This is a genomic window from Micromonospora sp. NPDC002296 (assembly GCF_040296145.1).
GTDB lineage: Bacteria > Actinomycetota > Actinomycetes > Mycobacteriales > Micromonosporaceae > Micromonospora.
Genome location: NZ_JBEOWQ010000090.1, coordinates 1 through 9,682 on the forward strand (window position 1 = coordinate 1; position 9,682 = coordinate 9,682).

Consider the following 9,682-nt stretch of genomic DNA (forward strand, 5'->3'; position numbering starts at 1 on the left):
GGCCGGGCGGTCGCCGGGAGCCGCACCGACCTCGGTCCGGCGCGGGCCGTGCGCGGCCTGCGGGGCCCGCCCTCGTGGGCCCGGGCCGGCCAGCGGTCGCGGGCACCCGGCGACCGCCTGCGCCGCCGCGTCGGCGACGACGAGGGCGGGGCGGGCCAGGGCCAGCCGCGCGGTGAGCACCTCCGGGCCGGCGCTGGGGTCGAGCACCGCCGCCCGCAGCCCGAGCCGGTGCGCGGCGAGCAGGATCGACAGCGCCCGGGCGCCGGGACGGACCGCCACGCCGAGGGTGTCCCCGGCGGTCAGTCCGTGGTGGTGCAGGGCCGCGGCGTACCCGTCGGCGAGGTCGGCCAGCTCGCCACGGGTGGCGCGAGTGCGGGGCCGGCCGGACCGGGCCGCGGTGAGCACCGCCGGCCGGTCCGGGTGGCGGCGCAGCGCGGCGGCCAGTTCGTCGAGCATCGGAAACTCGCTCTCCTGGTGCGGGGTGTCGGGTCAGCGGGGGTCCGGGGACAGCCGGCCGCTGCCCCGGTCCAGGTACCAGGCGGCGGTGCGGCGCAGGCCGTACGCCCGCAGCCGGCGGGTCGAGTTCTCCACCACCATGGTCCGGTCGTGGGCGATGTCGCCGGTGTGGCGGCGTACCCGGTTGAGGAACTCCCGGTCGGTCGGAGACGGGCGGCGCGGCATGCCGCCGGCACCGAGGTAGGCGGCCGGGGTGATCGCCATGTTGTTGCCGGCGTGCATCCGGTACGGGGCCAGGTAGCCGGGCCCCCGGTGGGCGGGCCGGAGCCGGCCGAAGGCGGCGGCGACGGCGACCAGGCCGCGGAACACGGCGCGGCCGAACGGGCCGTGCTCGTCGCGCCGGGCCTCGATCCGGCCGCAGGCCATCGCCGCGCCGCCGGTGAGCGTGCGGCGGGCCGCCGCCACCCAGCCGGGCCGGGGCAGGCAGTCGGCGTCGGTACGGGCCAGCAGCGTCGCCCCGTGCGCGATGGCGTGCCGGAAGCCGGTGTCCACGGCGGCGCCGACGCCCCGCTGCCGTTCCTCGACCAGCAGGGTCGGCACCGGCGACCGGGCGGCGAAGCGGCGGACCGCCTCGGCGGTGCCGTCGGTGGAGGCGTTGTCCACCACCAGCAGGGTGAAGTCGAGGTCGGTCTGCCGGGACAGCGCGTCCAGGGTGGTCCCGATCCGGGCGGCCTCGTTGTAGGCGGGCACGACCACCCACAGCGCGGTCACGACTTCTCCCAGACCATGGTCATCACGCTGACGCCGCCGCCGAGGCCGATGAACAGCACCCGGTCGCCGGGACGCAGCCCGGCGTCGACGCGGGCGAGCTGCACGCCGAGCGTGGCGCTGGCCAGGTTGCCCAGCTCGGCCACGGTGATCTCCAGCTTGTCCCGGGGTACGCCGGTCACCTCGACGAACCGGTCCAGGTAGGGCAGGGTGACCTGGTGGACCAGCACCCGGGCGTAGTCGGCCCAGTCCAGCCCGGTGCGGTGCCGGACCCGGTGCAGGATGTCCGTGCCGATCTTCTCGAACACGTCGCGCAGCGCCCGCCCGTCGCCGGTGAAGTAGGTGTGCTCGTCGCCCCGGGGATGCCGGGAGCCGCCGCCGGGGATGCCGCCCACCGTCCAGTGCTCGGACCAGGTCTCGGTGTCGACATCGACGATCCCGCCCCGGGCGACCGGTTCCACCAGCACGGCGGCCCCGGCGTCGCCGAACGTGTAACCGGCGAAGGCGCTGCGGGCCTGGTCGAGATCGGTGAGCTGCCAGCGCATCGCCCGGGTCGGTGTCTCGCCGGTCACCACCAGGGCGCGCCGGGCGCGGCCGGCGAGGACGGCCGACCGGGCCAGGTCGATGCCGTTGAGGAAGCTGTTGCAGGCGTTGGTGACGTCGAGGGCGTGCGCCCGGCCGCCCAGCTCCGCCTGCACGATGTGTGCGGTGGCCGGCTCGACGACGTCCCGGGTGGCGGAGGCGAACAGCAGCAGGTCCACCTCCTCCGGTTCGCGGCCGGCGGCGGCGAGCGCCTGCCGGGCGGCGCGGACCGCCAGGGTCGAGGCGTACTCCCCGTCGCCGGCCATCCGACGGGAGGAGATGCCGGTGATCCGCGACAGCAGCCCGTCCGGCAGGTGCAGGCCGCTGGCCTCGGCGATGCGGCGGTGCAGTTCGGCGGTGGGCACGACATGGTCGGGCAGGCTGGCGCCGACGGCGGTGATGCCCACTCGTTCCCGGGCGGAAGGCGACGCTGACGTGGGGGCGATCATGCGTTGAGCTTGCCCAACGCCGCCGGCGGGCGGATGAGTAGGGGTGCTCATGTTCGCCGGGTGGCGACCCGGACACGCGACCGCCACCGCCCGGGCCCGGCCGCGCGGTGGCGGTGGACGGGCCCGGGCGGGCGTCCGGCGGGGGCCGTTCCGCGACCGGGTCGCGGGGTCGGCGGCCTACCGGTAGAGGGTGATCGCGACCTCGGCGCCGTACTCGATCGGCTGGGTGAGCGGCAGCGTGAGGGACTCCCCCCACCACGGCGGCGGAGGCGGCGGCCGGCGCCACCACCAGTACAGCCACCACCAGAGGTCGTTGCCGCACCAGGCCGAGTAGAGGTAGTCGTCGACGGCCACGATCGCCAGCGGGCCGCCCGGCTTGGCGGCACCGGCCGCCGTCGTCACCGACTGCTGCCACCCGCCGGCCATGTTGGTCACCACCCGGACCGCGCCGTCGGAGCCGGCGAAGAACACGTTCGACGGGCCGCCGGTGAACTGCGCCGCCGCGAGGCGGGCGCCGGCCGGGGCCGCGCCGGCACCGGTGATCGCCACCGGCTGCCAGGGTTCGGGGCGCGGGCCGAAGGCGAAGCCCACCTGCCAGATCCGGCCGTCCAGCCCGGCGACGTACGCCTGCACCCCCGTCGTGGCGGCCACGGCGACCCCGCCGCCGGGCGGCGCCATGCCGGCCGGACCGGCCGGGATCGTCGCCCAGGTGCCGGCGGAGGTACGCCAGACCGAGGTCAGCGCGCCGTCTGCGCCGACGAAGACCACCCCCGGCATGGCGGACTGCCAAGTCGCGGCGACGACCGCCCCGGGCGGCGCGAGGCCGGGCGCGGACACCCGCTGGGGGCCGCCGCCGGGCCGCACCTGCCGGTAGTAGGAGGTGCTGTAGATCGCCCCGTCGGTACCGGCGAAGAAGACGTGCACGTAACCGGCCGAGTCGGTCACCGAGCTCACCTGGGCGCCGGGCGGGGCGAGGCCGGCCGCCCCGTCCCGGTACACGCTGATGTTGGAGGTGGCCGAGCTGGTGACGGCGGCGACGAGCCCGCCCTGGGTGCCGATGACGAACGCGGCGACGTTGCCGTCCGGCTGCCGGGCGGCGGCGACGCCCGCCCCCGGCGGGGCGACCGGCGTGCTGCCGAACGGGGTGATGCCGGCCGTCGACGCCCGGTAGAGGCGCCCGTCCTGGCCGACGGTGAAGCTCACGACCTGCGATGCCGCGGCCTGCGCGGCCCGCGCGGGTGGCGCCCCGGTCGAGGTGACGGTCAGAGCCAGTGCGGCTGCGACCGCCACCGCGACGCGGGGGCGCCGGAAGCGGGTGGATATCACGATGTCCTCTCCGTTCGCCGGGTACCGGGAGGACAGGTTCTCGGCCCGGACGAGGTCATCGCGGGAAACCGGCTGAACGGGTAGCCATCTGTGCGAACACCCATCCGGCGGAGCTCCGCAGCCCGCCGTCCGGCGCCCCGAGTCGCCTTCCCCGGCCACCCGCCCGCCCGCGCTACGGGCCGCTGACCAGGGGAAACCCGCGCCTGCGTCGGGCCGCCCGGCGTCCGGCGTCCGGGAATCCGCCGGACGGCCCGCGCTTGCGTCATCGTTCAGGCTGGGGCACCGGTCGCTGCGCCGGGTCAGCCGGGTCAGCCCGGGTCGGGCAGGATCCCGGCGGCCGGTGCGGTCAGGGGGTGCTCCGGGCGTCGGGGGCCAGCCTGGCCCGGACCTGGTCGGCGTCCGGGTGACCGAGTCGGTCGAGGATGTCGACCGCCCGACGCCAGGCGGTGCGGGCGGCCCCGGGAGCCCCGGCGGCGTGGCGGGTGTCGCCGAGGTGCGTCAGCGTGGTGGCCTCGAAGTAGCGCTCGCCGGCCTCCCGCCAGAGCGCGAGCGCTCGTTCGTAGCAGTCGACGGCCTCCGCGGCCTCGCCGAGGTGGTGGTGCGCGTAGCCGAGGCTGTCCCAGGCGTGGGCCTCCCAGTACCGGTTGCCGGCGCGCTGCTGCTGGGCGAGGGCCCGGCGGCAGTAGTCGAGCGCGCGCCGGTGGTCCCCGAGCTGGATGTGGTACCAGCCGATGTTGTTGAGCGCGTTGCCCTGGCCGTAGGCGTGACCCGCGGTCTCGAACAGGTCGAAGGCGCGCTGCGCGTGCCCGAGGGCCTGCCGGTGGTTGCCCTGCCGTTCGGCCAGGATGCCGAGGTTGAGCTGGGTCCGGGCGCTGCCGACGTGGTCGCCGAGCGCACCGTGCAGGTCGACGGCCTGTTCCAGGTGCGCACGGGCCTCGTCGTGGGCACCCAGCCGCAGGCACGCCACGGCGCGGTTGCGGTGTGCCCGGGCCTGGCCGTTGCGGTCGCCCGCCTGCGCGGCGGCGCGCAGCGCCAACTGTTGAGCGGTCGACTGGTCCTGCCAGGCCCCCACCCGGTCGAGGTAGGTGTTGACGCTCCAGGCGAGTTGCCAGGCGTGGGCCCCGAAGCCGTTGCCTGCGGCGAGGGCGACGGCGGCGAGCAGCACCCGGTGCTCGGCGGTGAGCCAGGCCCACGCCTCGTCGCGGTCGCGCAGGTCCGACAGCGCCGCACCGGGGTCCGCCGCCGGCAGGTCGATGTGGTCGCGGTGCCGGTAGAGCAGCAGGTCCGCGGCGTGGGCGGTATGCAGGTAGTGGTCGAGCAGCCGGCCCAGCGCGGCCCGGCGCACGGGCTCCGGGTCGGTGGTCCGGGTCAGCTCGGCGGCGTACACGGCGAGGAGGTCGTGCAGGGCGTACCGGCCGGGGGTGGGCTCGGCGAGCAGGTTCGCCCGGGTCAAGGTCGCCAGCGGTTCCCGAACCCGCGCGACGGTGGTGGCCGCGAGGCCGGCGGCGGCGACGACGGAGAGGTCCGGGCCGGGATGCAGTCCGAGCAGCCGGAACAGCGCCGCCGCGGCCGGCTCCAGGCTCCGGTACGACCAGGACAGCACCGACCGCACGTCGGCGGCGGCCTCCCCGCCGGAGAACCCGTCGAGGCTGCCCCGGTTGTCGTCCAGCTCGTCGGCGAGCCGGGCGAGCGGGAACTCCGGTTGGGTGGCGGCCCGCGCGGCGACGACGGCCAGGGCCAGCGGCAGCCCCGCCGACGCCCCGACGATCCGGTCCGCCGCGTCCGGCTCGTCGGCCACCCGGGCCGCGCCGAGGCGTCGGGACAGCAACTCGCGGGCCTCGGCGGCGGACAGCAGGTCCAGGGCGAGCGGGTGGGCGCCCTGGACGGCGACGAGGCCCGGCATCCGGTGCCGGCTGGTCACCAGCACCAGGCAGCCCGGCGAGCCGGGCAACAGCGGTCGCACCTGGTCGGCGTCGCGCGCGTTGTCCAGCAGCACGAGCATCCGCCGGCCGGCCAGCAGGCTGCGGAAGAGCCCGGCCTGGGCGGCGAGCCCGGTCGGGATCCGCTCCGGCGGCACCGCGAGCGCCTCCAGGAAACCGCCCAGCGCCTCCGCCGGGCTCGTCGTCCTCCCGTCGGGGTCGAACCCGCGCAGGTTGACGTAGAGCTGCCCGTCCGGGAACCGGTCGGCCACCTGGTGTGCCCAGTGCACGGCGAGGGCGGTCTTGCCGACCCCCGCCGTCCCGCCGATCGCGGAGATCAGCACCGGGCCCGGGGCAGCGGCCGGGTCGGCCAGCAGCGCGGTCAGCGCGGCGAGCTGGGGCGCCCGCCCCACGAAGTGCGGCACCGCCGCGGGCAGCTGCCGGGGCACCATCCACTGCCCGGGCGTCCGCCGGTCCCGGCCGACCGGCTCGGGCGGTGGCACGGCCCGGGCCCGCCGGCCGAGTTGGGCCCGGGCCGCGCCGCCGAGCCGGTCGCCGGCCCGTGCGGCGTCCACCGCCCGCAACAGACGCCAGTGCGCGTCCTCCCACCGGGCGAGTTCCGTCAGCTCCGCCGGCAGCCGGGCGCCGACCTGCTCGGCGTGGGCGCGGCAGGCGTCGACGTACGCGACGACGAAGTCCCACTCGGGCAGGGACTTGGCGTTGAGCTTGTCGCTGAGGGTGGACCGGGCGAGTGGCCGCCCGAGCCCGGCGGCGACCGCGACCAGCGTGTTCAACGACGGTCCCCCGGCGAGCGTCCGGAGCCGCGTGAGCTCGCCGACGAACACCACGAGCGCGTCCCGACCGGTCTCCCCCACGTCCCACCTTCCCGACGCACGGACGAGCTTCGATGAGCTGTGGTCAGGGTAGCCACCCGGGGCCGGGGCTGTCCCGACCGCCGGGGTATGGACGACCGCCGCCGCCGACGTCCCGGCCGACCGCCCGCCGACAGGCTCCGGTAACCACAGTGGACGGATGGTCGGGGACGCCGCGATTGCGTGCGGGCAGGCCGGCAGCACGTTGGACGGCCGCCGCCGACGGCGGTCGCGTCGGGGCGTCCGTGACTGCCGGACAACGGACAGCGAGGCCGCCCCTGAGCCGCTACCGTGGACGGTGCTCCTGCGGTTTGGTGCTCCCCCGAGTTCCTGACGAGCCGGGTGGGCGGTGCGACTGATGCGGCCGGCCGTGACGGCCAACCGGTTGCTGGTCGCCGGTCGGGCCGTCGCGAGGGCCCTCGGCTTCGCCGCCGCCCCCGCCACGACGAAGGAGAACCGGCATGAAACCCCAGCTTCTGGTGGTGACCCCCGGCGGACAGTGGTTCCGGGAGTACCTGCTGAACAGCATCAGCCAGGACTACCGGGTGCACCTGTTCTGCGACCGGGAACCGGCCTGGGAACGGGAGTACCTGCACGGCTGGACGTTGCTGAACACCCTCGACGTGGACGCCATGACCGCCGCCGCCCGCACCGTGTCGACCGAGAACCGCATCGACGGGGTGATCTGCTGGGACGAGACCCGGATCCTGGGCGCCTCGCGGGTGGCCGAGGCGCTCGGGCTGCCCGGCGGCGCCCCAGAGGTGGTGGCCCGCTGCCGGGACAAGCACCGCACCCGGCTGGCGCTGGCCGCCCGGAACGTGCCGCAGCCACGCTCACTGCCGGTCGCCGACGTCGACGCGGCGCTGGCCGCCGGCCGGTCGACGGGCTACCCGGCCGTGCTGAAGCCCCGCGCGCTGGGCGGCAGCATCGGGGTCACGGTGGTGCGCTCGCCGGCGGAGGTGGCCGCCGGGTTCGCGACCGCGGACACCGGCCACGCCGCGCTGCCCGAGGTCCCGGCCGACGACTGGGGGATCCTGTGGGAGGAGTACGCCGACGGGCCGGAGATCAGCGTCGACGCGGCGGTGTTCCGGGGCGAGGTGCGGCCGATCTGCGTGGGCCACAAGCAGCTCGGCTTCGCGCCGTACTGCGAGGAGGTCGGCCACCTCGTCGACGGCGCCGACCCGTTGCTGACCGATCCGGAGCTGCTCGCCGTGCTGCGGGACACCCACGCCGCGCTGGGCTTCACCGACGGCATGACGCACACCGAGCTGCGGCTGACCGCCGCCGGCCCACGGGTGATCGAGGTCAACGCGCGCGTCGGCGGGGACCTGATCCCGTACCTCGGGCTGCTCGTCGGTGGGACCGACCCGGGGCTGGCGGCGGCGGCGATCGCCTGCGGCCGGCAGCCGCGCACGGTGCCGCCGGAGGCCCGGGTCGCGGCGATCCGCTTCTTCTACCCGGCGCACGACGACACGGCCGTCGGGTCGGTGCACGTCGACGGCGGCCTGCCGTCCGCGGTCGACCGGTTCGTCGTGCTGGCCGAGCCGGGCGCCACACTGTCGCCGCCGCCGAAGGGCACGATGGTGGGCCGGGTCGCCTACGCCACGGTCGTGGCCGACGACCGTGAGGAGTGCCTGGCAGCGCTGGACGCGGTGCAGGAGCGCCTGCGCATCCTGCCGCCGGACGCCGCCTGACCCATCCCGTCCCCGCCCGGTCAGCTCGCGGTCGGCGCCGATTCGGCGGCGGGGCCACCGACGAGCGGGGCGCCGGGCTGGTCGCCCGGACCGGGGAGGGGCGGTGTCCCGCTCCTTCCCGGTCCGGCGGGCCGACTCAGGACAGGAACTTGTCCAGCGCCGCCTCGATGCTGCCGCTGTCCGGCGCGGCGTACGACTTCATGGTGGCCTTGTTGTACGAGATGAAGCTCGGGCAACGGTTGGCCGGGGCGCTCACGGTGCCGCCGTCGCCGATCTTCTCGCCGGTCTTCGCCGCGTAGAACGTCAGCGTGTAGCGCGAGGAGATGTAGGAGACGGTGACGGTCTTGCCCGCACTGTCCTTGTAGTTGCACTCCTTGGGCGCGCCCTCGCTGCCGTCCACGACCTTCAGGCAACCGACCACGGACACCGTCTGGAAGTCGGCCGACTTGGCGTAGTACGGCTTGCTCGAACTCACCGACTTCGACGACCAGGACGACGGCCGGTCAGGGGAGTTCGAGAAGGCGTACGCCTTGGCGCCGGACGGGCCGTTGTACGGTGCCGCGTTCAGGATCTGGCCGCCGTCACAGACCGCGGACAGCTCGCTGGAGTAGCGGGCGGTCACCGCATTGTTGTTGTTGTTGTTCGGCTGCTCCTGCGACTCGGACGGCCGCGGCTCCGCCGAGTTGTCCGTGCCCGGCTGCGGGTCGGTTGTGGGGTTCGCGGGCGCGGACGCGATCGGCTTGGGGTCCTCGTCGTCGTTGACGAGCAAGAACCCGATGCCGGTGCCACACAACGCGAGCAGGACGACCACGGCGGCGCCCACGGACAGCCCGATGACCAGCCCTCGGTTCGACTTCTGCGGCGGCGGCACGGGGGTGGCGTACTGCGGCGGCGGCTGGCCGTAGGCAGGGTATCCGCCCGGCTGAGCCGGTGGGGCCGGCGGCCCGCTCCACGGAGTCACGTTCGGGTCCGGCTGCCCTCCGTACGGAGGTTGACTGTGGGTCATCTGAAGCCCTTATCGCTGTCGACGGGTGCCCATGCACGATGAACATGAACAGGGTAGTGAGCCGCACAAGCCCGGGCACCTGCCGGCTCCCGCGATGGGCCACCACCGGCCCGAACGGGCCGCAGTCCGTCACTCTGCGTAGACAGGGTCGAGCAGTTCCGTGGCCGCCGCCAGTGCCGCCGGAGGGGCACCGGAAGCCCGGTGATGCCCGCTGGCAAAGGGGAATCCGCGCCGTGGGACCAGTCGCCTCGGGCCCCGGTGGGCCGATTGCAGGCTGTGACGAAAGTTACTGGGCCCGGATGACCCGGCCGACGCCCTCACCGCGCCCGTACCCGCCGCCGCGCACCGCGTCGGGACGCCGCCCGGCACCGGGCCGGTCCCGCCGTCCGGCCCGAAGCGGCGGGGTCGCTCCGGGGTCCGCCGGCAGGCCGACGGGCGGGGACGGGCCCGGGCAGCAGGAACAGGACCAGGGCGAGCAGGGCGACGGCCACGACACCGTCCAGCCAGTAGTGGTTGCCCGTGCCGACGACGACCAGCACCGTGGCGATCGGGTGCGCCAGCCACAGCCAGCGCCACCGCCCGGCGGTGGCCGCGACGAGCGCGACGGCCA

8 protein-coding genes are annotated in these 9,682 nt (G+C 75.8%); 1 reads left to right on the forward strand and 7 read right to left on the reverse strand.

From position 1 onward, the window contains the following. From ABT023_RS28460 to ABT023_RS28480, 5 genes are all read right to left on the reverse strand, one after another. The coding region (locus tag ABT023_RS28460; protein WP_350889702.1) for an AMP-binding protein at positions 1 to 456 on the reverse strand (456 nt) is incomplete at its 3' end. Between the two features lie 33 nt (positions 457 to 489). Further along, on the reverse strand, positions 490 to 1,227 hold the full coding sequence (locus tag ABT023_RS28465) for a glycosyltransferase family 2 protein (protein WP_350889704.1): 738 nt from the start codon (positions 1,225 to 1,227) through the stop codon (positions 490 to 492). Continuing rightward, a complete protein-coding gene (locus tag ABT023_RS28470) occupies positions 1,224 to 2,255 on the reverse strand; it encodes a 3-oxoacyl-ACP synthase III family protein (RefSeq protein WP_350889705.1) in 1,032 nt (343 codons plus the stop codon). Before ABT023_RS28470 ends, ABT023_RS28465 begins: the two co-directional genes overlap by 4 nt. Before the next feature lie 177 nt (positions 2,256 to 2,432). Beyond that, positions 2,433 to 3,581: a PLL family lectin gene (locus tag ABT023_RS28475; protein WP_350889706.1), complete on the reverse strand. Its 1,149-nt coding sequence runs from the start codon at positions 3,579 to 3,581 to the stop codon at positions 2,433 to 2,435. A 346-nt stretch (positions 3,582 to 3,927) separates the two neighbouring features. After that, on the reverse strand, positions 3,928 to 6,375 hold the full coding sequence (locus ABT023_RS28480) for an ATP-binding protein (RefSeq protein ID WP_350889707.1): 2,448 nt from the start codon (positions 6,373 to 6,375) through the stop codon (positions 3,928 to 3,930). A gap of 458 nt (positions 6,376 to 6,833) precedes the next feature. On the opposite strand from ABT023_RS28480, the gene ABT023_RS28485 reads away from it, so the two are divergent. Next, a complete protein-coding gene (locus ABT023_RS28485) occupies positions 6,834 to 8,066 on the forward strand; it encodes an ATP-grasp domain-containing protein (protein WP_350889709.1) in 1,233 nt (410 codons plus the stop codon). 136 nt (positions 8,067 to 8,202) lie between these two features. Here the strand turns inward: ABT023_RS28485 and ABT023_RS28490 are convergent, their stop codons facing one another. Next, a complete protein-coding gene (locus ABT023_RS28490) occupies positions 8,203 to 8,937 on the reverse strand; it encodes a hypothetical protein (protein WP_350889710.1) in 735 nt (244 codons plus the stop codon). Positions 8,938 to 9,389: 452 nt separating this feature from the next. Next, positions 9,390 to 9,682 (reverse strand): phosphatase PAP2 family protein (locus ABT023_RS28495; protein WP_350889712.1); only part of this gene is annotated, 293 nt, incomplete at its 5' end.

Excerpts from the sequence above, each read along its gene's own strand:
- ABT023_RS28470 (WP_350889705.1), bottom strand. The coding sequence starts at position 2,255 with ATGATCGCCCCCACGTCAGCGTCGCCTTCCGCCCGGGAACGAGTGGGC.
- ABT023_RS28485 (WP_350889709.1), top strand. The coding sequence starts at position 6,834 with ATGAAACCCCAGCTTCTGGTGGTGACCCCCGGCGGACAGTGGTTCCGG.